The sequence below is a fragment of the Pseudomonas sp. MPFS genome (assembly GCF_022537035.1).
Lineage (GTDB): Bacteria > Pseudomonadota > Gammaproteobacteria > Pseudomonadales > Pseudomonadaceae > Aquipseudomonas > Aquipseudomonas sessilinigenes.
Map to the genome: position 1 here is coordinate 2,242,860 of NZ_CP066123.1, position 21,743 is coordinate 2,264,602.

A 21,743-nucleotide genomic window follows, 5' to 3' on the forward strand; every position below is an offset into this window, starting at 1 on the left:
GCTGTGCGCCGATGGCATCTCTGCGCTGTGATCATCGTTGACAAACCCCATTCGGGTTCGCATAGTTCGCTTTACGCAAACGTTTGCGCGGACTCTCGGGAAGGATAATCGACTATCTTTTCCGAACCTCCAGGCCGTTGAGCGATACCCGGCACCTGGTTCCGCATGCCCTGCAGGCGTTGCCCACAATAATCATAAGATCGGAGTGAACCCATGAAGCTGCCCTTTGCTGGACGTCTACTCGCTGCTGCGGTCCTGGCTGCTACCTGTGCAGCGCTGCCCCTCTCTTCGGCCTATGCCGACACCCCACAGAAACCCAAGGTCGCCCTGGTCATGAAGTCCCTGGCCAACGAGTTCTTCCTGACCATGGAAGACGGCGCCAAGGCCTATCAGAAAGAGCACTCGGCGGATTTCGACCTGGTGTCCAATGGCATCAAGGATGAAACCGATACTGCCAACCAGATCCGCATCGTCGAGCAGATGATCGTCTCCAAGGTCAATGCCCTGGTGATCGCCCCAGCGGACTCCAAGGCCATGGTGCCGGTGATCAAGAAGGCCGTGGATGCTGGGATCACGGTGATCAATATCGATAACCAGCTCGACCCTGGCGTGCTCAAGAGCAAGAACATCAGCGTGCCTTTCGTCGGGCCCGACAACCGCAAGGGCGCGCGCCTGGTGGGCGAGTACCTGGCCAAGCAGCTCAAGGCCGGTGACGAAGTGGGGATCATCGAAGGGGTATCCACTACCACCAATGCCCAGCAGCGCACCGCAGGTTTCAAGGACGCCATGGAGGCCGCGCAGGTCAAGGTGGTTTCCCTGCAGTCCGGTGATTGGGAAATCGACGCCGGCAACCGTGTAGCCTCGGCCATGCTTAGCGAATACCCGAATCTCAAGGCACTGCTGGCCGGTAACGACAGCATGGCAGTGGGCGCCGTGTCCGCGGTACGCGCTGCGGGCAAGGCTGGCAAGGTGCAGGTGGTCGGCTACGACAACATCAATGCCATCAAGCCGATGCTCAAGGATGGCCGGGTCCTGGCCACGGCCGACCAGTTCGCTGCCAAGCAGGCAGTGTTCGGCATCGAGGTCGCGTTGAAGCTTCTCAAGGGCGAGAAGGTCGATACCGGCACCAATGGCGTGATCGAAACTCCGGTTGAGCTGGTCACCAAGTAGTTTTTCCGGCGGCACAACGGCGCCTGCCCGAGAGGGTGGGCGCATGGGGAGTTTCTTATGTCTGTTTCAGCTGCGAACGCTGTCCTTTCGGTCAGCGGTATCGGCAAGACCTATGCGCAACCGGTATTGGCCGGCATCGACCTGACGCTACAGCGCGGCGAGGTGCTGGCGTTGACCGGCGAAAATGGCGCCGGCAAGAGTACCTTGTCGAAGATCATCGGCGGCCTGGTCAGCCCCACTACCGGCCACATGCGCTTCAATGGCCAGGACTATCGACCGGGCAGTCGTACCCAGGCCGAGGAACTGGGTATCCGCATGGTCATGCAGGAGCTCAATCTGCTGCCCACGCTGTCGGTGGCCGAGAACCTGTTCCTCGACAACCTGCCCAACCAGGGTGGCTGGATCAGTCGCAAGCAACTGCGCAAGGCGGCGATCGAGGCCATGGCCCAGGTCGGCCTGGATGCCATCGATCCCGATACCCTGGTAGGCGAGCTGGGAATCGGTCATCAACAGATGGTAGAGATCGCTCGCAACCTGATCGGCGACTGCCATGTGCTGATCCTGGACGAGCCTACCGCCATGCTCACGTCCCGTGAGGTGGAGATGCTCTTCGAGCAGATCACCCGGCTCCAGGCCCGTGGTGTCTCCATCATCTATATCTCCCATCGCCTGGAAGAGCTGGCCAGGGTTGCTCAGCGCATTGCGGTGCTGCGTGATGGCTGCCTGGTCTGCGTCGAGCCCATGGCCAATTACAACAGTGAACAACTGGTGAACCTGATGGTGGGGCGCGAACTGGGCGAGCATATCGACCTGGGCGCGCGCAAGATTGGCGCACCCGCGTTGACCATCAGCAACCTGAGTCGCTCGGACAAGGTGCGTGATGTCTCCTTCGAAGTGCGCAGCGGCGAGATCTTCGGGATTTCCGGCCTGATCGGGGCAGGGCGCACCGAGCTGTTGCGGCTGATCTTCGGTGCCGACGTTGCCGACAGTGGCAGCATTGCCCTGGGCTCTCCAGCTCGGACGGTAAGCATCCGTTCCCCGGTGGATGCGGTAGCCAATGGCATTGCCCTGATTACCGAGGATCGCAAGGGCGAGGGGCTGCTCTTGACCCAGACCATCAGTGCCAATATCGCCCTGGGCAATATGCCGGCCATTTCCAGCAGTGGCCTGGTCAACTCCCAGGATGAGGAGCAGTTGGCCCGGCGACAGATCGATGCCATGCGTATCCGCAGTTCCAGTCCGGCGCAACGGGTGTCCGAGCTGTCCGGTGGCAACCAGCAGAAGGTGGTGATCGGTCGGTGGTTGGAGCGCGACTGCTCGGTGCTGCTGTTCGATGAGCCGACCCGTGGTATCGACGTTGGCGCCAAGTTCGACATCTATGGCCTATTGGGCGAGTTGACGCGCCAGGGCAAGGCCTTGGTGGTGGTCTCCAGTGACCTGCGGGAATTGATGCTGATCTGTGATCGCATCGGCGTGCTGTCTGCTGGACGGTTGATCGATACCTTCGAGCGCGACAGTTGGACCCAGGACGAATTGCTTGCTGCCGCGTTTGCCGGCTATCAAAAACGAGATGCGTTGCTCAATGAAGCGGCGCCTAGGACTGCACCATGAAAACAGCACCTGCAAGCGGCAAGCGAGGCGGCCAGTACTACGGCCTCGGCACCTACCTGGGGCTGGCGGGGGCGTTGTTGGGGATGATCGTTCTGTTCTCCCTGCTCAGTAACCACTTCCTGTCCTACGACACCTTCAGCACCCTGGCCAACCAGATCCCGGACCTGATGGTGCTGGCGGTGGGCATGACCTTTGTCTTGATCATTGGCGGTATCGATCTCTCCGTGGGCTCGGTGCTGGCCCTGGCGGCGTCCACCGTCAGCGTGGCGATCCTTGGCTGGGGCTGGAGCGTGGTGCCGGCAGCCTTGCTGGGCATGGCCTGCGCGGCCCTGGCCGGAACCATCACCGGTTCGATTACCGTGGCCTGGCGCATTCCATCATTCATCGTGTCCCTGGGCGTGCTGGAAATGGCCCGGGGCGTGGCCTACCAGATGACCGGGTCGCGTACGGCCTACATCGGTGATGCCTTCGCCTGGTTGTCGAATCCGATTGCCTTTGGCATTTCGCCGTCGTTTATCATTGCCCTGCTGATTATTTTCCTGGCCCAGGCGGTGCTGACTCGCACCGTATTCGGTCGCTATCTGATCGGCATCGGTACCAACGAAGAAGCGGTGCGCCTGGCGGGGATCAATCCCAAGCCCTACAAGATCCTGGTTTTCAGCCTGATGGGGCTGTTGGCAGGCATTGCGGCACTGTTTCAGATTTCTCGCCTGGAAGCGGCTGATCCGAATGCGGGCTCTGGCCTGGAGTTGCAAGTCATCGCAGCCGTGGTGATTGGTGGCACTAGCCTCATGGGAGGACGCGGTTCGGTGATCAGTACCTTCTTCGGCGTCCTGATTATTTCCGTACTGGCTGCAGGCCTTGCGCAAATCGGAGCAAGCGAACCGACCAAGCGCATCATCACCGGGGCAGTCATCGTGATTGCCGTGGTGCTCGATACCTATCGCAGCCAGCGCGCCAACCGGCGGGTTTGATTCATGGCAACAATCAAGGATGTGGCGGCGCTGGCGGGGATTTCCTACACCACCGTGTCCCACGTGCTGAACAAGACACGGCCAGTCAGCGAGGAGGTTCGGCTCAAGGTCGAGGCGGCGATCAAGCACCTGGACTATGTGCCCAGCGCCGTGGCTCGCTCACTCAAGGCCAAGACTACCGCCACCATCGGTTTGCTGGTGCCCAATAGCCTCAACCCTTACTTCGCCGAGTTGGCGCGAGGTATCGAGGATTACTGCGAGCGCAATGGTTATTGCGTGATCCTGTGCAACTCCGATGACGACCCGGACAAGCAACGCAACTACCTGCGGGTCCTGCTGGAAAAGCGTATCGACGGCCTGATCGTGACTAGCGTCGGCGGCGACAGCGGCCTGGCCCAGGGGCTGGTCGGAGTGCGTACGCCTATGGTGCTGGTCGATCGTGGGCTTGAGGGGGTGGATGCGGACTTGGTGCGCATTGATCACCGCCATGGCGCCTACCTGGCTACCCGGCACCTGCTGGAGCTGGGGCACAGGGATATCGCCTGCGTGGCTGGTCCGGCCAATACCAGCGTGACGCAAATGCGCCTGGCCGGTTTTCACCAGGCGTTGCAGGAAGCGGGGGTCGAGGTGCCGGCGGCACGTATCCTGGAGAGCGATTTCAGTAGCACCGGTGGCTACCTTGCGGCAGCCCGGTTGCTGGACGGCAACCCGCCGAGTGCGATCTTTGCCGCCAACGACATGATGGGCATCGGTGTGCTGCGGGCCGCGGCGGAACGCAACATTCGCGTACCCAGCGAGCTGTCGGTGATCGGTTTCGACGACATTCTCATGAGCCGTTATGTCTATCCGGCGCTGACCACGGTTGGCCAGTCGATCCTGCAGTTGGGGGAGAGTGCTGCTGAATTGCTGCTGCAGCGTATCGCTACGCCAGGCTTGCCAGTGGGCCAACGAATCGTCACGCCGAGCATTGTCTTGCGGGAATCGACTGCGCCACTGGGTGGCGCATTTATGCAGTACCGCTGAACCTTATTGATTGAGTAGCGACGTATGCCAGCAAAAGTAGTGGTAGTGGGTAGCCTGAACATGGACCTGGTGACTCGGGCCGAGCGCTTGCCCCGTGGGGGCGAGACGCTGACAGGCAAGTCCTTCGCCACGGTACCCGGCGGCAAGGGGGCCAACCAGGCGGTGGCTGCCGCCAGGCTTGGGGCCCAGGTGTCGATGGTCGGTTGCGTTGGGGAGGATGCCTACGGCGAGCAGTTGCGCGGGTCCCTGCTTGGCGAGGGTATCGATTGCCAGGCCGTGGACAGGGTGCCAGGGTCGAGCGGCGTGGCCTTGATCGTGGTCGATGACAGTAGCCAGAACGCGATTGTCATCGTTGCTGGAGGCAACGGTGAGCTCAGCCCTGAAAAGGTGGTCGGTTTTGATCCGGTCCTGCAGCAGGCCGAGGTGATCATCTGCCAGCTCGAGGTGCCACAGGAGACCGTGGGATACACCCTTAAGCGCGGGCGTGAGCTGGGCAAGACGGTGATTCTCAATCCGGCGCCTGCCACGGGGCCTCTGCCAGAGTCGTGGTATGGCCCGATCGATTACCTGATTCCCAACGAGAGCGAAGCGACCGCCCTCACAGGTCTTGAGGTTGATTCCCTGGAAAGCGCCGAACAGGCCGCGAGCCGCTTGGTCGCTGCTGGTGCGGGCAAGGTCATCATTACCCTGGGCGCGCAGGGGTCGCTGTTTGCCGATGGTTGCCGCTTCGAGCACTTTCCTGCGCCCAAGGTCACGGCGGTCGATACCACGGCGGCGGGGGATACCTTTGTCGGTGGTTTCGCGGCGGCCCTGGCCGCGGGCAAAAGCGAGGCCGACGCCATTCGCTTCGGGCAGATCGCGGCGGCCCTGTCGGTGACGCGAGCCGGTGCGCAACCTTCCATTCCCATGCTGTCCGACGTTCAGGCGTTTATTCCCTCATGAAGAAAACCCCCTTGCTCAATATTGCCCTGTCACGCCTGGTGGCCTCCTTGGGGCACGGCGATGTCGTGGTGATCGGCGATGCCGGCCTGCCGGTACCGCCAGGTGTCGAATTGATTGATCTGGCCCTGACCCATGGCGTTCCCGATTTTCTCGGCACCCTCAAGGTGCTGCTCAGCGAAATGCAGGTGGAGCGCCATGTCCTGGCCGAGGAAATCCTGCTCAAGCAACCAACGCCCTTGCCCGTTCTCGAGGCCATGGCCGCCAACGGCGAGCTGGGGCAGCGACAGTTGCTCAGTCACGAGGAGTTCAAGGTGCTCAGCCGCAAGGCTCGTGCCGTGCTCCGTACGGGGGAGTGCCAGCCGTACTGCAATATCGCCCTGATTGCCGGGGTGACGTTCTAGATCGTTCGCCCGTTTTCCCACCTTGCACAAGGAGTGCGCTATGCGCCGCTATGCTCAGCTGTTTCAACATTGGTTCCGGAGTCTATTGCTCTTGTCTCTGCTCACTGCTACCGGCGCTCAGGCGGCGGAAAAAATCGATCTGATCATCGACACCGATCCGGGGGCCGATGATGTGGTGGCCTTGTTGTTCGCCCTGGCGTCGCCAGAAGAACTACATATTCGGGCCCTGACCACCGTGGCAGGGAATGTGCGCCTGGATAAAACCTCGCGCAATGCCCGGCTGGCTCGTGAATGGGCGGGGCGCGAAGACGTGCCGGTCTATGCCGGTGCCCCGGCGCCGCTGTTGCGCACGCCGATCTACGCCGAGAACATCCATGGCAAGGAGGGGATCTCCGGAGTGACGGTGCACGAACCCAAGGCGCCCCTGGCCAAGGGCAGTGCGGTCAACTATTTGATCGACACCCTGCGGGCAGCCAAGCCCCATAGCATCACCATCGCCATGCTCGGTCCGCAGACCAACCTGGCACTGGCGCTGATCCAGGCGCCGGATATTACCCAGGGCATCAAGGAAGTGGTGGTCATGGGCGGTGCCCATTTCAATGGCGGTAACATCACGCCGGTGGCGGAGTTCAATCTGTACGCCGATCCCCAGGCTGCTGAAGTGGTTCTCAAGAGTGGGGTCAAGCTGACTTACCTGCCGCTGGATGTTACCCACAAGATCCTGACCAGCGATGCGCGCCTGCAGAAAATCGCGGCGTTGAACAACAATGCCAGCAAGGTGGTGGGCGATATCCTCAACGAGTACGTCAAAGGCGATATGGAGCACTACGGTATTCCGGGTGGGCCGGTGCACGATGCAACCGTGATCGCCTACCTGCTCAAGCCGGAGCTGTTCACGGGGCGCCAGGCCAATATGGTCGTTGATAGCCGTGAGGGGCCTACCTTTGGCCAGACCATCGTCGACTGGTATGACGGCTTGAAGCGCGAGAAGAACGTGTTCTGGGTCGAGAATGGCAATGCCCAGGGCTTCTTCGATCTGCTCACCGAGCGCCTGGCTCGCCTCAAGTAAGCGTTCTCTCCCTGCAGGTACTTACCTGTGGGGAGTTATTCCTGATCGGCGGTCTGAAAATCCTGTTGGCCTTCTGGGTATTTCTCAAAGACCTGTTCAATGAAGTCTCGGGCAGCTTGCGGGCCAAGCTCCTTGACCAGCAGGTCCATGCCGATGATGGCCAGTTCTTCCACGCTGCCCGGGCTGTAGGAGCACTGGCCCTGTGGCCATTTGGCCTTGATGTCGACGTCAATGCTCACTGTAGCCATGAGGGTCTCGCGAATAGGGGTGAGTGAGGAGGCAATGGACGAGTTAAGCATGTCACTCAGGCTTTGACACTCCTACTTAGGCATATGCGACACTGGGTTTTTTCCTGCGCTCAAGGAATCTGGTGTGCAAATCGACTTGAACAAACCTGATGCCCTGACCCTGGATGCGGTGCGCCAACTACTGGCTTCGGCCAGCGATAGCGTGCATACCCAATTGCGTGTAAGCAAGGCCGGTATCGCCTACATCTCCTCTGGGATCGTGGGTGGCGCGCAGATCGAGGGCGTGTTGTTTCGCCTGGAAACCTGGGCTGCCGGTTCCGGTTATGTGGGTGAGGTCGCCGCTAGCGACCAGGCCTGGGTGACGCAGGTCTTCAATGCGCTCAAGCAGAACTGGCCGAAGCCAGCATTCGACTACATCGATATCTATTGAGCGTCATTCATATCCAGTGACGATTGTCCGGTGAAAATACCCGGGTGGCTGAGGCAGACTTGCTCGCCTTGCCCAATAGGGCAAAATGCTATTTCGCTTTGAAACCAAAAATGAAAACGGCTGTCGCACGTTCTCTGTTTATTCTTTAGAAAGGAGGCTTCATGCCTTGGAAGCTCGCTTCATTCGCAACCTTGTTGGCTGCAGCAACCCTTGCTGGGTGCAGCACTGCTGGGTCGACAAAGGAATCTGTGGCCCCTGTTGAATCTGGGCTCACTCGCTGTGAAGCATCCGCTGCCCAGTTCGCTGTCGGCAAGAAGGCCTCTGCAGAGTTGCTGGAGCAGGCTCGTACTCGTGCAGGTGCGCAGTATGCAAGGTTTCTCCAGCCCAACGATATGATCACCTTGGAATATCGTTCTGACCGCTTGAATGTCAATACCGACGCCAACCTGGTGGTGACCCGGGTCAACTGTGGTTGAGCGTTGAGGTTTTTCGCGCTCATAAAAAACCCCGTCACATGGACGGGGTTTTTTTAGCTCGCTGAGAAATTACTCAGGGCGAACTTGTGCAGCTTGCATACCCTTTTGGCCTTTCTCAGCCACGAAGGAAACGGTTTGGCCTTCTTTCAGGCTCTTGAAACCGTCGCTTTCAATAGCTTTGAAGTGTACGAACAGGTCGTCACCGCCACCTTGAGGAGTGATGAAGCCGAAGCCTTTTTCATCGTTGAACCATTTTACGGTGCCGGTTTGGCGATTAGACATGGTGTATCTCCAAGAAACATATATTTTCAGTAGTACTGTGCTGCTCAGGCCAACTGGGCACACCGACCTATCATAGTCGAAATGTTCGGCTTGGGAGCCCCCTGTAGGGAGCGTTTGCCCGGCGTATTCCTGCCTTTTTCCGCTTGGATCAGCTGCAGGCCCCGGTTTAAGGGGGCTTCAGCAAAAAACAAGCGGTGATAAAAAAACCGTAAAAGCTGCATTTACAGTGGAAAAAACACGTCTCGGGCCGTTGGTGGAGCTAGCCAGGCGGTTTGTGCCACGGGTTGTGAGTGGTTATTTCGCCACTCGGCATGCGGAGATGGCGTCCAGGGCACGAGTTCGCAGCTCGGCGCTGGGTTGCTTGGTCTTGCTCATCAGCTCCTTGATTTCCTCGGTCGTGAACTTCTCGTTCAGCTTGTCGGCGCCACAGGCGCAATGCTGCTCGGCGCTTTTCGCGTCGATGCTTTGGCTGGCTGCCGCGGTGCAATCCTTCATGTAGTCGGCACGTGCGCCGGCTGGCCATGCGGCCTGGGCGCTCAATGGCAGCAGCAGGGCAAGCGGGGCAGCGAGGGCGAGCAGTTTAATGAGGCGCATGAGTCGGTTTCTCCTGAAGTCGATAACGAGGGCGACGATTCTCAACGTATTCGAGGGGTTGCGTACATCTCAAGTTCACTTTCTTCAATAAAAGACTGGAAACCGCATTTTGCGAACTTTGTCGCGCGATGATTGGGATTTATCTGTGCTAGCATGCCTGGCTTGGGTGTTTTCAGGCTTTGAAGGCTTCACTTTCCTTTGCGGTCGACACCCTTATCTTTGATTTGAATTCCAGTCACTCTGGTTCGTCCCTGGCAGGCCGAAAGGTCTCTGCCACTGTGAGGCAGGCTTTCCCGTGGGAAAGGCAGGGCGGATCTTGTACTGGCTCATCCCAACCCACGTGACCTTTGGTAGGGGTCACCACTAGGAGAGGAGGCGCCATGCCCACTATTACTCTTCCCGATGGCAGTCAGCGTTCGTTCGACAAGGCCGTAACCGTAGCTGAAGTCGCAGCTTCTATTGGCGCAGGTCTGGCCAAGGCCACTCTGGCCGGCAAGGTCGATGGCAAGTTGGTCGATGCTTGCGACCTGATCGAACACGATGCCACCTTGCAGATCATCACCCCAAAAGATGAAGAGGGACTGGAGATCATCCGTCACTCGTGCGCCCACTTGATCGGCCACGCAGTGAAGCAGCTGTATCCGACCGCCAAGATGGTGATCGGCCCGGTCATCGATGAAGGCTTCTATTACGACATCGCCTACGAGCGTCCTTTCACTCCGGACGACCTGGCCGCCATCGAGCAGCGCATGCACCAGCTGATCGACAAGGACTACGATGTCATCAAGAAGATGACCCCGCGCGCCGAAGTCATCGACGTCTTCCAGAACCGTGGCGAAGATTACAAGCTGCGCCTGGTGGAAGACATGCCCAACGAAACAGCCATGGGCCTGTATTATCACGAAGAATATGTCGACATGTGCCGTGGTCCGCACGTGCCGAACACTCGCTTCCTCAAGGCATTCAAACTGACCAAGTTGTCCGGTGCCTACTGGCGTGGCGATGCCAAGAATGAGCAGTTGCAGCGCGTCTATGGCACTGCCTGGGCCGACAAGAAGCAATTGGCCGCCTACATCCAGCGCATCGAGGAAGCCGAAAAGCGCGACCATCGCAAGATCGGCAAGCAGCTGGATCTGTTCCACTTGCAGGAAGAAGCGCCAGGCATGGTGTTCTGGCACGCCAACGGCTGGACCATCTACCAGGTACTCGAGCAGTACATGCGTAATGTACAGCGCGAAAATGGCTATCTTGAGATCAAGACCCCACAAGTTGTCGATCGTATCCTTTGGGAGCGTTCCGGGCACTGGTCCAACTACGCCGAGAACATGTTCACCACGTCCTCGGAAAGCCGTGACTACGCGGTCAAGCCAATGAACTGCCCATGCCATGTGCAGGTGTTCAACCAAGGTCTGAAATCCTACCGTGACTTGCCGCTGCGTCTGGCCGAGTTTGGTGCTTGCCACCGTAACGAGCCGTCTGGCGCTCTGCACGGCATCATGCGCGTACGTGGTTTCGTCCAGGACGATGCGCACATCTTCTGCACCGAAGAACAGGTGAAGAAGGAGGCCGCGGACTTCATCAAGCTGACCCTGGACGTTTACAAGGACTTCGGCTTCAGCGACATCGCCATGAAGCTGTCGACCCGTCCGGCCAAGCGTGTGGGTTCCGAAGAGTTGTGGGATCGTGCCGAGGGCGCCCTGGCCGATGCCTTGAACGAGTCTGGACTGGAATGGGAATACCAGCCGGGTGAGGGGGCCTTCTACGGTCCGAAGATCGAGTTCACCTTGCGTGATTGCCTCGGTCGTAACTGGCAGTGCGGTACCTTGCAGTACGATCCGAACCTTCCAGAACGCCTGGATGCCAGCTACATCGCCGAAGATAACAGCCGTGTTCGCCCGGTTATGCTGCACCGTGCGATCCTGGGGTCGTTCGAGCGTTTCATCGGCATGCTGATCGAGCATTACGCTGGTGTGTTCCCGGCCTGGCTGGCGCCAACCCAGGCAGTGATCATGAATATCACTGACAAACAGGCCGATTTTGCCCTCGATGTGGAAAAAACACTCAACCAAAGCGGATTTCGTGCCAAGTCCGACTTGAGAAATGAAAAGATCGGCTTTAAAATCCGCGAGCATACTTTGCTCAAGGTTCCCTATCTCTTGGTTATTGGAGATCGGGAAGTCGAGATGCAGACTGTCGCTGTGCGTACCCGTGAAGGTGAAGATTTGGGCTCGATGCCTATCGCCCAATTCTCTGCGCTGCTCGCACAAGCGATTTCCCGGCGTGGTCGCCAAGATTTGGAGTAATTATTATTAAGCGTGATATGAGACAAGATAAACGAGCTGCACCGAAAGCCCCGATCAACGAGAATATCTCGGCACGCGAGGTTCGGTTAATTGGCGCTGACGGCGAGCAGATTGGCATCGTCTCGATTGATGAAGCGCTTCGTATAGCTGAAGAAGCCAAACTGGATCTGGTGGAAATTTCCGCCGACGCAGTCCCACCTGTTTGCCGGGTGATGGACTACGGCAAGTCGATCTTCGAGAAGAAGAAACAACTTGCTGCCGCGAAGAAGAACCAGAAGCAGATTCAGGTTAAAGAAATCAAGTTTCGTCCAGGGACGGAGGAAGGGGATTACCAGGTAAAACTACGCAACCTGGTACGTTTCCTGAGTGACGGGGACAGGGCCAAGGTTTCCTTGCGATTCCGCGGCCGTGAGATGGCCCACCAGGAGCTGGGGATGGAACTCCTCAAGCGGGTTGAAACTGACCTGCAAGAGTACGGTTCGGTCGAACAGCATCCGAAGATGGAAGGACGCCAGCTGATCATGGTCATCGCCCCGAAAAAGAAGAAGTAATCAACAGGGCACGGCAGGCCTTCTGATTATGTTTATCAATTGAATGCGGAGTATCCGAACATGCCAAAGATGAAAACCAAAAGTGGTGCTGCTAAGCGGTTTCTGAAAACTGCTAACGGTATCAAGCACAAGCACGCTTTCAAGAGCCACATCCTGACCAAAATGTCGACCAAGCGTAAGCGTCAACTGCGCGGTAGCAGCTTGCTGCATCCGTCTGACGTGGCAAAAGTCGAGCGCATGCTGCGCCTTCGTTAATTTTTGGATCAAGAATAGAGGAAGTAACTCATGGCTCGTGTAAAGCGTGGCGTCATTGCCCGTAAGCGTCACAAGAAAATTCTGAAACTTGCTAAAGGCTACTACGGTGCTCGCTCGCGCGTGTTCCGTGTTGCCAAGCAAGCGGTAATCAAGGCAGGCCAATACGCCTACCGTGACCGTCGTCAGAAAAAGCGTCAGTTCCGCGCTCTGTGGATCGCTCGTATCAACGCTGGTGCTCGTACCAACGGTCTGTCCTACAGCCGTCTGATCGCTGGCCTGAAAAAGGCATCCATCGAGATCGACCGTAAGGTTCTGGCTGATCTGGCAGTGAACGAAAAAGCGGCGTTTGCTGCGATTGTCGAGAAAGCTAAAGCCACCTTGGCTTAAGTACCCCCGACAGTCACCCGGGCTCACCTTCGTGTGCTCTGGTGTTAAACGTCATAAATAGGGGAAGAGCCTTCAAGCTCTTCCCCTATTTTGTATCTGGAGTCTGTACATGGAAAACCTGGATGCGCTGGTTTCTCAAGCACTTGAGGCCGTGCAACACGCTGAAGACATCAATGCCCTGGAACAAATCCGGGTTCACTTCCTTGGCAAGAAGGGCGAACTGACTCAGGTGATGAAGACCCTGGGCAACCTGCCAGCCGAAGAGCGCCCGCACGTCGGTGCGCTGATCAACGTTGCCAAGGAGCGTGTAACAGAGGTTCTCAATGCTCGCAAAGCGGCTTTCGAGGAGGCGGAACTCAGCGCCAAGCTCGCCGCCGAGTGCATTGACGTGACCCTGCCGGGCCGTGGCCAGACCTCTGGTGGTCTGCATCCGATCACGCGGACCCTGGAGCGTATCGAGCAGTTCTTCACCCATATCGGCTACGGCATTGCCGAGGGCCCTGAGGTCGAAGACGACTATCACAACTTTGAGGCGCTCAACATCCCAGGCCACCACCCGGCCCGGTCGATGCACGACACCTTCTATTTCAATGCGAACATGTTGTTGCGCACCCATACCTCGCCGGTACAGGTCCGCACCATGGAATCGCAGCAGCCGCCGATCCGCATCGTCTGTCCAGGCCGTGTGTATCGCAGCGACTCCGATATCACCCACTCGCCGATGTTCCATCAGGTAGAAGGCCTGCTGGTGGATCGCGGGATCAATTTCGCCGACCTGAAGGGCACCATCGAGGAGTTCCTGCGGGTGTTCTTCGAGAAGGAACTGGCCGTACGTTTCCGTCCTTCCTACTTCCCATTCACCGAGCCGTCCGCTGAAGTCGATATGGAATGCGTGATGTGCAGTGGTAAAGGTTGCCGCGTCTGCAAGCAGACCGGATGGCTGGAAGTGATGGGTTGCGGCATGGTTCACCCGAACGTGTTGCGTATGTCCGGGATCGATCCGGAAGAATTCCAGGGCTTTGCCTTCGGCATGGGCGCCGAGCGCCTGGCCATGCTGCGTTACGGTGTCAATGACTTGCGCCTGTTCTTCGACAACGACTTGCGGTTCCTTGCGCAATTTCGCTAGTCGCGCGTCCGTAACGAATCTATTAGGAGAGCAGGATGAAATTCAGTGAACAATGGCTGCGTGGCTGGGTTAGCCCGCAGGTAACTCGCGACGAGCTGGTCGCTCGTCTGTCCATGGCCGGCCTTGAAGTGGACAGTGTTACGCCAGCCGCCGGTGATTTCAGCGGTGTGGTGGTGGGTGAGGTACTAAGTACCGAGCAGCACCCTGATGCCGACAAACTGCGGGTCTGCCAAGTCAGCAACGGAGCCGAGACTTTCCAGGTTGTCTGCGGTGCGCCGAACGTACGCCCCGGCCTGAAGGTTCCGTTCGCGATGATCGGTGCCCAACTGCCCGGCGACTTCAAGATCAAGAAAGCCAAGCTGCGTGGCGTCGAGTCCAACGGCATGCTGTGTTCCCAGGCGGAGCTGCAGATCGGTGAAGGCAACGACGGCTTGATGGAGTTGCCAGCTGACGCGCCAGTGGGTGAGGACATTCGTGCCTACCTGAGCCTGGACGATGCCAGTATCGAAGTCGACCTGACCCCTAACCGTGGTGACTGCCTGTCGTTGGCTGGTATTGCACGCGAAGTTGGTGCCCTTTATGCGGCCAAGGTGCAGCGTCCGGAAGTCAAGGCAGTTCCTGCGGTGCACCATGAAGTGCGCCCAGTTGACGTGTTGGCGCCGGCAGCCTGCCCGCGTTACCTGGGACGGGTGATCCGTAACGTGGACCTGTCCAAGCCGACCCCGCTGTGGATGGTCGAGCGCCTGCGCCGTGCTGAAGTTCGCAGCATCGATGCCGCAGTGGACATCACCAACTACGTGATGCTTGAGCTGGGTCAGCCGCTGCATGCGTTCGACCTGGCCGAGATCAACGGTGGCATCCGTGTGCGCATGGCCGAAGAGGGCGAGAAGCTGGTGTTGCTCGACGGTCAGGAAGTAGCCCTGCGCAGTGACACCCTGGTGATCGCCGACCATACTCGCGCCCTGGCGATTGCTGGTGTGATGGGTGGTGAGCACAGCGGCGTTACCACCAAGACTCGCGATGTATTCCTGGAAAGCGCGTTCTTCGACCAGATCGCCGTGGCTGGCAAAGCCCGTTCCTATGGCCTGCATACCGATGCTTCCCATCGTTATGAGCGTGGCGTGGATTGGCAGTTGGCCCGTGAAGCGATGGAGCGTGCTACTGGCCTGCTGCTGGAAATCACCGGCGGTGAAGCCGGCCCGATCATCGAAACCGTCAGCGAACAACATCTGCCATTGGTGGCGCCTGTCACCCTGCGGGCCGAGCGCATCAGTCAAATGCTGGGCATGGAACTCGAAGGTTCCGAGGTCGAGCGCCTGCTCACCGCGTTGGGCCTGACGGTAGCTGCCGATGGGGCAGGGCAGTGGCGCGTTGACGTGCCCAGTCATCGTTTCGATATCAGCCTCGAGGTCGATCTGATCGAGGAACTGGCACGCCTGTACGGTTACAACCGCTTGCCGGTTCGTTATCCGCAAGCCCGCCTGGCTCCACAGGCCAAGGCCGAGGCGCAAGGCGACTTGCCATCACTGCGGCGCCTGCTAGTGGCTCGTGGTTATCAGGAAGCCATCACCTACAGCTTCATCGACCCGAAGATGTTCGAACTGTTCAGCCCGGGTGTCGAGCCGTTGCTGTTGGCGAACCCGATTTCCGCCGACATGGCGGCCATGCGTTCGTCCCTGTGGCCAGGCCTGGTCAAGGCGCTTCAGCACAACCTGAACCGTCAGCAGGATCGTGTCCGCATGTTCGAAAGCGGCCTGCGGTTCGTGGGTCAGCTGGAAGGGCTGAAACAACAGCAGATGTTGGCAGGTATTGTTTGTGGTACCCGGTTGCCTGAAGGTTGGGCACAAGGCCGCGATGGCGTGGACTTCTTCGACGTCAAGGCGGATGTCGAGGCGGTGCTGGGCTTTGCCGGTGCCTTGGATGTGTTCACTTTCGTGCCGGGCAAGCATCCTGCGTTGCATCCTGGCCAGACAGCTCGTGTCGAGCGCGATGGGCGTGAAGTCGGTTTCCTGGGGGCCATTCACCCGGAACTGGCAAAGCAGCTCGGGCTGGATCGTCCGGTCTTCGTGTTCGAACTGGTCCTGAGTGAAGTAGCCCAAGGTCGTTTGCCGAAGTTCCACGAACTGTCGCGCTTCCCTGAAGTGCGTCGTGACCTGGCCCTGCTAGCCGATCGTGATGTCGCGGCCAGTGCGGTCCTGGAGGTCATTCGCGAGAACGCGGGTGAGTGGTTGACCGACCTCAGGCTGTTTGACGTGTATCAGGGTAAAGGCATTGATCCGCATAGAAAAAGCCTTGCCGTTGGCTTGACCTGGCAGCATCCATCGCGCACTCTTAACGACGATGAGGTGAACTCAGCGACGCAAAACATCCTCACCTCGCTCGAACAAAGGTTGAACGCCACGTTAAGGAAGTGACGTATGGGGGCTCTGACGAAAGCTGAAATGGCCGAACGTCTCTACGAAGAGCTGGGCCTGAATAAACGCGAGGCCAAGGAGTTGGTCGAGCTATTCTTTGAAGAAATCAGGCACGCTCTTGAAGATAACGAACAGGTCAAATTGTCCGGTTTCGGTAACTTCGACCTTCGGGATAAACGCCAGCGTCCTGGCCGTAACCCGAAAACGGGTGAAGAAATCCCGATCACGGCTCGCCGTGTGGTCACCTTTCGTCCAGGGCAGAAGTTGAAGGCCCGAGTTGAGGCTTATGCTGGAACCAAGTCATAACGACGAGCTCCCGGTCATCCCGGGTAAACGCTACTTCACCATTGGTGAAGTGAGCGAGCTCTGTGCGGTCAAACCGCATGTGCTGCGTTATTGGGAGCAGGAGTTTCCTCAACTCAACCCCGTCAAACGCCGCGGAAATCGCCGGTATTATCAGCGCCAGGATGTGCTGATGATCCGGCAGATCCGAGCGTTGCTTTATGATCAGGGGTTCACCATCGGCGGGGCGCGTTTGCGGCTTTCCGGTGATGAGGCCAAAGACGACACCACTCAGTACAAGCAACTGATCCGTCAGATGATTTCTGAGCTGGAAGACGTACTCGTGGTGCTCAAGAAGTAATTCTTTGCTTTAAATACTTCCACTTTTCAAACGCTTGCGGTATATTCCTCAGCGTTTCCTGAGAAGTGAAACAGGTTTCACGCCTAGTCGGGGCGTAGCGCAGTCCGGTAGCGCACTAGCATGGGGTGCTAGGGGTCGAGTGTTCGAATCACTCCGTCCCGACCATATTTTTCAATGACTTAGCCCAATCTTCACAGGTTGGGCTTTTTCATGCCCAGGGACTTTTGCGGGGGTTCAACCCGTTTTCCTCCTCAAGATGGTCAGTGCCGGCCCTCGCGAATCGGCCGCTGATACTTTGTTCGCTGCCTCAATCAGATGCTGCAGCTCCGGGGTAGAATAGTGGCTCGTAATGCTGCCGTTCTTGTGACCCAGCAACGCTTTCCGATCTTCCTCTGTCACGTTTGCCGCACGTAGCCTTCTGCCAAAGGTGTGCTTCAAGTCGTGAATCCTGATCGATCTGAATCCAGGGTGCGCTGGTGACTTATGGTCCTTCTCCCATTTGTCAGCTGCGCGGACCCTGGCTTTCTTCCAGGCCGAATCATTCATCCTATGCATTGCCGTTGGCCCGAACTGGTCTGGCTGTCCGTAAGGAAAGACCAGGTCATTGTGCAGCCCACGCTGCCCATCGATGATGTTCATCGCGACCCTATTCAGAATCACCAGGCGCTCATCGCCGTTCTTCACTCCAGCCTTGGCACTTCGTCCGCCAAACCCGGCCGGTATCAGAAACACGCTGGTACCAAGCTCAGGCACCCGTATCTCCCAATCCCACCGCAGCTTGCAGACCTCCTGTTCCCGGCATCCGGTATTGACCTTATAGAGGACCATCCTCAATAAGTGATCCGGCAACTCGGAGAAAAGGGCGGATTGCTCCTCCCAGGACAGCGGGTAAGGTTTCCTGCTGGACTTCTTTTCCTCCATCATCGATATCATCGGCACGCTATCCAGCCAGGGCCGCTTCTCTGTATCCCGCCACTTGCGATGGCAAAGGTTCAAGATTCTGACGACTCGTTGCAGGGCGATGTTCACCGTCCTGTTCGATACGCCTGGCTTAACCTTTCCCTGCGCCGTCTTGGTCGGCTTCTGGCGGTCATGCACAAACGGTGCCAGGGTTCCGTCATCGATATGCGTGATCGGCAGATCGCCGATGTTCGGGTCAAGCTGTTCAAGATGCGAGGCGGAAAGCCCGATAGATGGCTGATCTTTGAAATCCACCAGAAATCGGGTGGCTGCTTCACGCCATGTTCTGACCTGTCGCACGCCATAAACCTTTTCTTGCCGAAGCTTCTCCAGCCGGTGGATCAGATATTGCTCCGCTTCCTCCCTTTCGCTTGCTCCAGTGCTTTCCTGAAGTCGGCTACCTCTGACGACTTTGTCGATGTGCCAAATCCCGTTCCTCTGGTACCGACCCGACGTCCCGGAGGGCTGCATGAAGAAGCGGACGTATATCGATAAGCCCCTGGGTGACGCTGAGTGGCTGCTGGAGCAGTGGGGTAGCTGGCGTATGGATGGAATGGGAGTGCCGCGTTACGTCTCGCCATCGATCTTCGGTGCCGTAGTTGGCGGCGGGACTGAGTACACACTGACCGATGATGCTGCGCTGGTGATAGACTCTGCGGTGGCCAAACTCACGCTGCGTAATCAGCAGATGGGTGACTTTGTTTGGCTGTACTACGGAGCCAAGTGGACCATGGTTCGCCTGGGCGAGTCAGCCAAGATGGCTGAGCGTTCGGCGAGAGAGATAGTCAAAGGTGGCGTTGGCTTTATCGACGGCTATTTGCAAGCAATCAGCGAGGCTGCGTAAAAAATTCTTTCATGCCGGATAAACACCTGTTTTCATGGCAGCGTGTTTAGCTTTTCAAGCGCGACACCCCAGAGAAAGCCCGGCCACTGAGCCGGGTTTTTTATTTGCTGTGTTCACCAATAAATCTGCGCTACCCATAAGTAAAAACGGCCAAATCGTAAGTTAAAAATGACAGGTGAAAATTTCATTGAACGATTTGATGGCCCTATGCCTCTTAGCCGTCGGTGATTGCTTACATCTCTCATAATCAGTACTTATTGGTCATAAAATGAAGAAAATTCTGCTGGGTGCTTTACTGTTTTCCTGCGCGTCCCTCGGTGTGAATGCCGCAGAATTGTCAGGTGCGATTGGTGCCACTAGCCAAGGTGGCCTTACTGCCCGCGTAGGTATGGGTTTCGGTTGGGACAAGAGTTGGTTTGAGTCCAATACAGGGCGCCTGACGGGCTACTGGGACGCGGGCTATACCTATTGGGAGGCTGGAGACGCTTCCGGTGGTGCGCACTCGCTGTCTTTCGCTCCGGTGTTCGTCTACGAGTTCGGTAGCGGCAACGTGAAACCATTCGTTGAGGCAGGTATTGGGGTGGCGGTGTTCTCCGGAACGTCCGCAGGTGACCAAGAGTTCGGTTCGGCGTTTAACTTCGAAGACCGCATCGGTGCTGGCCTGAAGATCGGCGAGACTCAGAAGGTCGGCATTCGCGCTATTCACTACTCCAACGCTGGCATCAAGCAGCCCAACGACGGTATCGAATCGTACTCGCTGTTCTACAGCCATCAGATCTGAAACAGTAATTTCCCGAAATACCCGCCGTGTGCGGGTATTTTGTTTCCGGGCCCTGGTATCCGCTGTGGCTTTTTCGTTTCTGGAGTGTCGATGATTAGACTAGGCCGGTCGGGTGAGGCCTTCTGATCGTGGATACGAACAGCCAGAATTAATGCTGGTTGCATATACAGTATTTTGCTGAGATAGTAATTCCACTCCTCGGGTGTATCAGAAGCGAAACCCACCGCGTTGCTGGTGTTTACTTTCTCGACTCGTGTGAAGGCCTTGAGCCTCGAGCAATCGCCTTTGAGCGACATGAGTGCGGAAATCTCCGCAATCACTTACTCGACTCAAAGGTGAAAATCATGGAACCAGTAACACTTGGCCAGAAGTTCATTTCTGCCAACGTCACACGGAAACAACAGCTTATTGCACCGTCTGCGAACGTTAATGGAATCATTCTGCGTACTACTCAGATCGTAGGCAGTAGCCTCTCGTTTATTTCGACCGGTACAGCTGAGCCTTCTTATTGGAGTGGTCCTGGTGTCCCGGTGCTGTTGATGGCGTGGTCAAGTTCAGAGACACTCCCAAATCCAGTCTATCTACCTCCTGGTAACGGCCTCTGGGCTTATGAGAATAATGGCCAACTTCTGGTCTTTATTACTTATGATGTGTTGCCCGCGCCCAGCGCCCAAAACGTGGACTAGTTTCCATTAGGCAGTCACTGAAAGCCAAGAGCTTCAACCCATCGCCTTTGAGCGACATGAAAGCGGAATTTTCCGCAAACAACCATTCGACTCAATAGGTAAAAACATGGCTTATATCCGCTACGACTTTACTGACAACGGCTCCTCTGTGCTGCCGGCTCGTTACTACATGAAGCCGAATCAGTATCTGCAGTCTCCCAACAAGCGCTTCAAGCTGATCTTTCAGGCTGATGGCAACCTTGCGCTGTATGACGGTGCTCAAGCGGTTTGGGTTGCTGACCAGAACACTCCCTTCACGGAGGTGAGCAAGGGCAATACCAAAGACCCCATGATGGTCTTCATGAACTATGGCTTCGTCCTGGATGACCCTTTGCGTGGTCGTATCTGGGCGACTACTCCGAGCGATCCCACCATGGGTTCGCGTGAAGATGCATCGCTGCGCGCGTTCACCCAGGTTCAGGATGACGGGAATATTGTAACCATTGATACCATCCCTCACTGGTTTGCACCTAACGGCCGTCTGTTCACTCCGGCGGTGGGGGCGGCGATGATCATCGATGGCAATACCGAGCTGGTTCCAGGCCAGTTCTATAGCGCTGGTGATCACTCCCTCGTCTTCCAAGGGGATGGCAACCTGGTGGTTTACGGTCCGAACTTCAGCGTCGTCTGGGCAACCTACACACAGAACAAGGGTGCCGTGAGATGCGTGATGCAAGGCGATGGTAACCTCGTTATCTATGCGGCAAACAATGCCCCGCTGTGGCAGAGCGGCACTGCTGGTCATCCTGGCGCAACTATCCGCTTGCAGGCGAATGGCAGCTTCGCGGTCGTAACTGAGCGGCCGGTCTGGGCTCGTTTCGGCTACACCCCGACAATCAAGCCTCCTCGAGTGTTCTATCCGGACCACCAGTGGAAAACCGGTAGCTACACCTGGAATAACGTGTTCTAAGAAGCCACTAGGGGCCCCGCGATATTGCGGGGCTTTCACACTGGTGACATAAGCATCTAGCTAACCCATAGCCTCGGCAACTGCCGGGGCTTTTTCATTTGCGCTCCCCGAAAGGGAGGAATCGAGTATGTCCAACATGCCAGAAAAGAACCCTGACCTGTGGGCGGCAGCACTGGCATGGTTTGCGGTTCATCAGCCTCAAATCTATGCAGGTGGCACGGCTGCCATTGTTGCCGTTTTCCGCGTGATCTATGGCGGTGGTAGCGGACGCAAGATGGTGCTGGAAGCTGTCATCTGCGGCCTGATCGGTTCCAGCCTTATTCCGTTGCTTGAGTACTTCACGCTCCCGCCCAACCTGGCCACGTTCGCTAGCTGCATGGTTGGCTTTGTGGGAGTGGAGAAGCTGCGCGACTACTCCGATCGCTTCATGAGCCGAAAGGCCGAAGGCTGACTGTGCCACAAAATGAATATGCGTCATGGTCGAGCGTAAACAGCGTCTGGACGATCTGACCATTAAGGCCGAGAGCGCCGCTACCAAGTCGTCGAAGGCGGCGGCTACTGCTACCCAGGCTGTCGTCGAGGTCGATGAGCCCCTCAGTCGGGTCGCTCCAGAGAAAGGTTAAT

27 protein-coding genes and 1 tRNA gene are annotated in these 21,743 nt (G+C 57.6%); 24 read left to right on the top strand and 4 right to left on the bottom strand.

Going from position 1 to position 21,743, the window contains the following annotated elements; genetic code table 11:
* Positions 1–213: 213 nt before the first annotated feature.
* The 7 genes from I9018_RS10520 to I9018_RS10550 are packed head-to-tail and all read left to right on the top strand — an operon-like array spanning position 214 to position 7,190.
* Positions 214–1,170 carry a sugar ABC transporter substrate-binding protein gene (locus I9018_RS10520; protein WP_068585757.1) on the top strand — a complete coding sequence of 319 codons (957 nt, stop codon included), beginning with the start codon at positions 214–216 and terminating at the stop codon, positions 1,168–1,170.
* Between the two features lie 57 nt (positions 1,171–1,227).
* A complete protein-coding gene (locus tag I9018_RS10525) occupies positions 1,228–2,781 on the top strand; it encodes a sugar ABC transporter ATP-binding protein (protein WP_068585760.1) in 1,554 nt (517 codons plus the stop codon).
* Positions 2,778–3,755, top strand: coding sequence for an ABC transporter permease (locus tag I9018_RS10530; protein ID WP_068585763.1), 978 nt, complete (start codon positions 2,778–2,780; stop codon positions 3,753–3,755). Before I9018_RS10525 ends, I9018_RS10530 begins: the two co-directional genes overlap by 4 nt.
* 3 nt (positions 3,756–3,758) lie before the next feature.
* Positions 3,759–4,778 (top strand): LacI family DNA-binding transcriptional regulator, encoded by a 1,020-nt coding sequence (locus I9018_RS10535; RefSeq protein WP_068585765.1) that lies wholly within the window; start codon positions 3,759–3,761, stop codon positions 4,776–4,778.
* A gap of 24 nt (positions 4,779–4,802) precedes the next feature.
* Complete coding sequence (gene rbsK, locus I9018_RS10540) at positions 4,803–5,720, top strand: ribokinase (RefSeq protein WP_241109379.1); 918 nt, start codon at positions 4,803–4,805, stop codon at positions 5,718–5,720.
* Positions 5,717–6,121 (top strand): D-ribose pyranase, encoded by a 405-nt coding sequence (gene rbsD / locus I9018_RS10545; protein ID WP_241109380.1) that lies wholly within the window; start codon positions 5,717–5,719, stop codon positions 6,119–6,121. The genes rbsK and rbsD overlap by 4 nt, the downstream gene beginning before the upstream one ends.
* A 40-nt stretch (positions 6,122–6,161) precedes the next feature.
* Positions 6,162–7,190: a nucleoside hydrolase gene (locus I9018_RS10550; RefSeq protein ID WP_068585772.1), complete on the top strand. Its 1,029-nt coding sequence runs from the start codon at positions 6,162–6,164 to the stop codon at positions 7,188–7,190.
* A gap of 35 nt (positions 7,191–7,225) precedes the next feature.
* On the opposite strand, the gene I9018_RS10555 is transcribed toward I9018_RS10550, so the two are convergent.
* Positions 7,226–7,438: a hypothetical protein gene (locus I9018_RS10555; RefSeq protein ID WP_241109381.1), complete on the bottom strand. Its 213-nt coding sequence runs from the start codon at positions 7,436–7,438 to the stop codon at positions 7,226–7,228.
* A 124-nt stretch (positions 7,439–7,562) separates the two neighbouring features.
* On the opposite strand from I9018_RS10555, the gene I9018_RS10560 reads away from it, so the two are divergent.
* Positions 7,563–7,868 (top strand): hypothetical protein, encoded by a 306-nt coding sequence (locus tag I9018_RS10560; RefSeq protein WP_068585778.1) that lies wholly within the window; start codon positions 7,563–7,565, stop codon positions 7,866–7,868.
* A 161-nt stretch (positions 7,869–8,029) separates the two neighbouring features.
* Entirely contained in the window at positions 8,030–8,344 is a 315-nt protein-coding gene (locus I9018_RS10565) for an I78 family peptidase inhibitor (protein ID WP_241109382.1), read from the top strand.
* Between the two features lie 69 nt (positions 8,345–8,413).
* Here the strand turns inward: I9018_RS10565 and I9018_RS10570 are convergent, their stop codons facing one another.
* Together I9018_RS10570 and I9018_RS10575 are read right to left on the bottom strand one after the other, a co-directional pair.
* A complete protein-coding gene (locus tag I9018_RS10570) occupies positions 8,414–8,626 on the bottom strand; it encodes a cold-shock protein (protein ID WP_003179963.1) in 213 nt (70 codons plus the stop codon).
* Between the two features lie 294 nt (positions 8,627–8,920).
* Positions 8,921–9,220, bottom strand: a complete 300-nt coding sequence (locus I9018_RS10575; protein ID WP_068585784.1) for a hypothetical protein — start codon at positions 9,218–9,220, stop codon at positions 8,921–8,923.
* 380 nt (positions 9,221–9,600) lie between these two features.
* On the opposite strand from I9018_RS10575, the gene thrS reads away from it, so the two are divergent.
* From thrS to I9018_RS10620, 9 genes are all read left to right on the top strand, one after another.
* Positions 9,601–11,523 (top strand): threonine--tRNA ligase, encoded by a 1,923-nt coding sequence (gene thrS / locus I9018_RS10580; protein WP_241109383.1) that lies wholly within the window; start codon positions 9,601–9,603, stop codon positions 11,521–11,523.
* Complete coding sequence (gene infC, locus I9018_RS10585) at positions 11,523–12,074, top strand: translation initiation factor IF-3 (protein WP_176719736.1); 552 nt, start codon at positions 11,523–11,525, stop codon at positions 12,072–12,074. Before thrS ends, infC begins: the two co-directional genes overlap by 1 nt.
* A gap of 60 nt (positions 12,075–12,134) precedes the next feature.
* Positions 12,135–12,329: a 50S ribosomal protein L35 gene (gene rpmI / locus I9018_RS10590; RefSeq protein WP_002553160.1), complete on the top strand. Its 195-nt coding sequence runs from the start codon at positions 12,135–12,137 to the stop codon at positions 12,327–12,329.
* Positions 12,330–12,359: 30 nt separating this feature from the next.
* Positions 12,360–12,716, top strand: a complete 357-nt coding sequence (rplT, locus tag I9018_RS10595; RefSeq protein ID WP_016963673.1) for a 50S ribosomal protein L20 — start codon at positions 12,360–12,362, stop codon at positions 12,714–12,716.
* A gap of 109 nt (positions 12,717–12,825) precedes the next feature.
* Positions 12,826–13,842 carry a phenylalanine--tRNA ligase subunit alpha gene (gene pheS, locus I9018_RS10600; RefSeq protein WP_241109384.1) on the top strand — a complete coding sequence of 339 codons (1,017 nt, stop codon included), beginning with the start codon at positions 12,826–12,828 and terminating at the stop codon, positions 13,840–13,842.
* Between the two features lie 35 nt (positions 13,843–13,877).
* Positions 13,878–16,256 (top strand): phenylalanine--tRNA ligase subunit beta, encoded by a 2,379-nt coding sequence (gene pheT, locus I9018_RS10605; RefSeq protein ID WP_241109385.1) that lies wholly within the window; start codon positions 13,878–13,880, stop codon positions 16,254–16,256.
* Positions 16,257–16,259: 3 nt separating this feature from the next.
* Positions 16,260–16,562: an integration host factor subunit alpha gene (gene ihfA, locus I9018_RS10610; protein WP_002553164.1), complete on the top strand. Its 303-nt coding sequence runs from the start codon at positions 16,260–16,262 to the stop codon at positions 16,560–16,562.
* Positions 16,543–16,899 (top strand): MerR family transcriptional regulator, encoded by a 357-nt coding sequence (locus tag I9018_RS10615; protein ID WP_007920509.1) that lies wholly within the window; start codon positions 16,543–16,545, stop codon positions 16,897–16,899. Before ihfA ends, I9018_RS10615 begins: the two co-directional genes overlap by 20 nt.
* 88 nt (positions 16,900–16,987) lie before the next feature.
* Positions 16,988–17,064 (top strand) — tRNA-Pro (locus I9018_RS10620).
* A gap of 69 nt (positions 17,065–17,133) precedes the next feature.
* Here the strand turns inward: I9018_RS10620 and I9018_RS10625 are convergent.
* On the bottom strand, positions 17,134–18,330 hold the full coding sequence (locus I9018_RS10625) for a tyrosine-type recombinase/integrase (protein WP_241109386.1): 1,197 nt from the start codon (positions 18,328–18,330) through the stop codon (positions 17,134–17,136).
* Here I9018_RS10625 and I9018_RS10630 point away from each other — a divergent pair.
* The 6 genes from I9018_RS10630 to I9018_RS10655 all read left to right on the top strand — a co-directional run bounded on the left by I9018_RS10630 (position 18,329) and on the right by I9018_RS10655 (position 21,742).
* Positions 18,329–18,703 carry an antiterminator Q family protein gene (locus I9018_RS10630; RefSeq protein WP_241109387.1) on the top strand — a complete coding sequence of 125 codons (375 nt, stop codon included), beginning with the start codon at positions 18,329–18,331 and terminating at the stop codon, positions 18,701–18,703. The two genes, I9018_RS10625 and I9018_RS10630, sit on opposite strands and share 2 nt — an antisense overlap.
* Before the next feature lie 268 nt (positions 18,704–18,971).
* A complete protein-coding gene (locus I9018_RS10635) occupies positions 18,972–19,484 on the top strand; it encodes an acyloxyacyl hydrolase (protein WP_241109388.1) in 513 nt (170 codons plus the stop codon).
* 344 nt (positions 19,485–19,828) lie between these two features.
* Entirely contained in the window at positions 19,829–20,170 is a 342-nt protein-coding gene (locus I9018_RS10640; protein ID WP_241109389.1) for a hypothetical protein, read from the top strand.
* A gap of 106 nt (positions 20,171–20,276) precedes the next feature.
* Positions 20,277–21,119, top strand: coding sequence for a putidacin L1 family lectin-like bacteriocin (locus I9018_RS10645; RefSeq protein WP_241109390.1), 843 nt, complete (start codon positions 20,277–20,279; stop codon positions 21,117–21,119).
* A 127-nt stretch (positions 21,120–21,246) separates the two neighbouring features.
* The gene (locus I9018_RS10650) at positions 21,247–21,570 is read left to right on the top strand and encodes a phage holin, lambda family (protein WP_241109391.1); all 324 of its coding nucleotides are present in this window, start codon (positions 21,247–21,249) and stop codon (positions 21,568–21,570) included.
* 25 nt (positions 21,571–21,595) lie between these two features.
* Positions 21,596–21,742: a hypothetical protein gene (locus I9018_RS10655; protein WP_241109392.1), complete on the top strand. Its 147-nt coding sequence runs from the start codon at positions 21,596–21,598 to the stop codon at positions 21,740–21,742.
* The last annotated feature ends 1 nt before the right edge of the window (position 21,743 follow it).

Excerpts from the sequence above, each read along its gene's own strand:
- I9018_RS10520 (WP_068585757.1), top strand. The coding sequence starts at position 214 with ATGAAGCTGCCCTTTGCTGGACGTCTACTCGCTGCTGCGGTCCTGGCT.
- I9018_RS10525 (WP_068585760.1), top strand. The coding sequence starts at position 1,228 with ATGTCTGTTTCAGCTGCGAACGCTGTCCTTTCGGTCAGCGGTATCGGC.
- I9018_RS10530 (WP_068585763.1), top strand. The coding sequence starts at position 2,778 with ATGAAAACAGCACCTGCAAGCGGCAAGCGAGGCGGCCAGTACTACGGC.
- I9018_RS10535 (WP_068585765.1), top strand. The coding sequence starts at position 3,759 with ATGGCAACAATCAAGGATGTGGCGGCGCTGGCGGGGATTTCCTACACC.
- rbsK (WP_241109379.1), top strand. The coding sequence starts at position 4,803 with ATGCCAGCAAAAGTAGTGGTAGTGGGTAGCCTGAACATGGACCTGGTG.
- rbsD (WP_241109380.1), top strand. The coding sequence starts at position 5,717 with ATGAAGAAAACCCCCTTGCTCAATATTGCCCTGTCACGCCTGGTGGCC.
- I9018_RS10550 (WP_068585772.1), top strand. The coding sequence starts at position 6,162 with ATGCGCCGCTATGCTCAGCTGTTTCAACATTGGTTCCGGAGTCTATTG.
- I9018_RS10555 (WP_241109381.1), bottom strand. The coding sequence starts at position 7,438 with ATGGCTACAGTGAGCATTGACGTCGACATCAAGGCCAAATGGCCACAG.
- I9018_RS10565 (WP_241109382.1), top strand. The coding sequence starts at position 8,030 with ATGCCTTGGAAGCTCGCTTCATTCGCAACCTTGTTGGCTGCAGCAACC.
- I9018_RS10570 (WP_003179963.1), bottom strand. The coding sequence starts at position 8,626 with ATGTCTAATCGCCAAACCGGCACCGTAAAATGGTTCAACGATGAAAAA.
- I9018_RS10575 (WP_068585784.1), bottom strand. The coding sequence starts at position 9,220 with ATGCGCCTCATTAAACTGCTCGCCCTCGCTGCCCCGCTTGCCCTGCTG.
- thrS (WP_241109383.1), top strand. The coding sequence starts at position 9,601 with ATGCCCACTATTACTCTTCCCGATGGCAGTCAGCGTTCGTTCGACAAG.
- rpmI (WP_002553160.1), top strand. The coding sequence starts at position 12,135 with ATGCCAAAGATGAAAACCAAAAGTGGTGCTGCTAAGCGGTTTCTGAAA.
- rplT (WP_016963673.1), top strand. The coding sequence starts at position 12,360 with ATGGCTCGTGTAAAGCGTGGCGTCATTGCCCGTAAGCGTCACAAGAAA.
- pheS (WP_241109384.1), top strand. The coding sequence starts at position 12,826 with ATGGAAAACCTGGATGCGCTGGTTTCTCAAGCACTTGAGGCCGTGCAA.
- pheT (WP_241109385.1), top strand. The coding sequence starts at position 13,878 with ATGAAATTCAGTGAACAATGGCTGCGTGGCTGGGTTAGCCCGCAGGTA.
- ihfA (WP_002553164.1), top strand. The coding sequence starts at position 16,260 with ATGGGGGCTCTGACGAAAGCTGAAATGGCCGAACGTCTCTACGAAGAG.
- I9018_RS10615 (WP_007920509.1), top strand. The coding sequence starts at position 16,543 with ATGCTGGAACCAAGTCATAACGACGAGCTCCCGGTCATCCCGGGTAAA.
- I9018_RS10630 (WP_241109387.1), top strand. The coding sequence starts at position 18,329 with ATGAAGAAGCGGACGTATATCGATAAGCCCCTGGGTGACGCTGAGTGG.
- I9018_RS10625 (WP_241109386.1), bottom strand. The coding sequence starts at position 18,330 with ATGCAGCCCTCCGGGACGTCGGGTCGGTACCAGAGGAACGGGATTTGG.
- I9018_RS10635 (WP_241109388.1), top strand. The coding sequence starts at position 18,972 with ATGAAGAAAATTCTGCTGGGTGCTTTACTGTTTTCCTGCGCGTCCCTC.
- I9018_RS10640 (WP_241109389.1), top strand. The coding sequence starts at position 19,829 with ATGGAACCAGTAACACTTGGCCAGAAGTTCATTTCTGCCAACGTCACA.
- I9018_RS10645 (WP_241109390.1), top strand. The coding sequence starts at position 20,277 with ATGGCTTATATCCGCTACGACTTTACTGACAACGGCTCCTCTGTGCTG.
- I9018_RS10650 (WP_241109391.1), top strand. The coding sequence starts at position 21,247 with ATGTCCAACATGCCAGAAAAGAACCCTGACCTGTGGGCGGCAGCACTG.
- I9018_RS10655 (WP_241109392.1), top strand. The coding sequence starts at position 21,596 with ATGGTCGAGCGTAAACAGCGTCTGGACGATCTGACCATTAAGGCCGAG.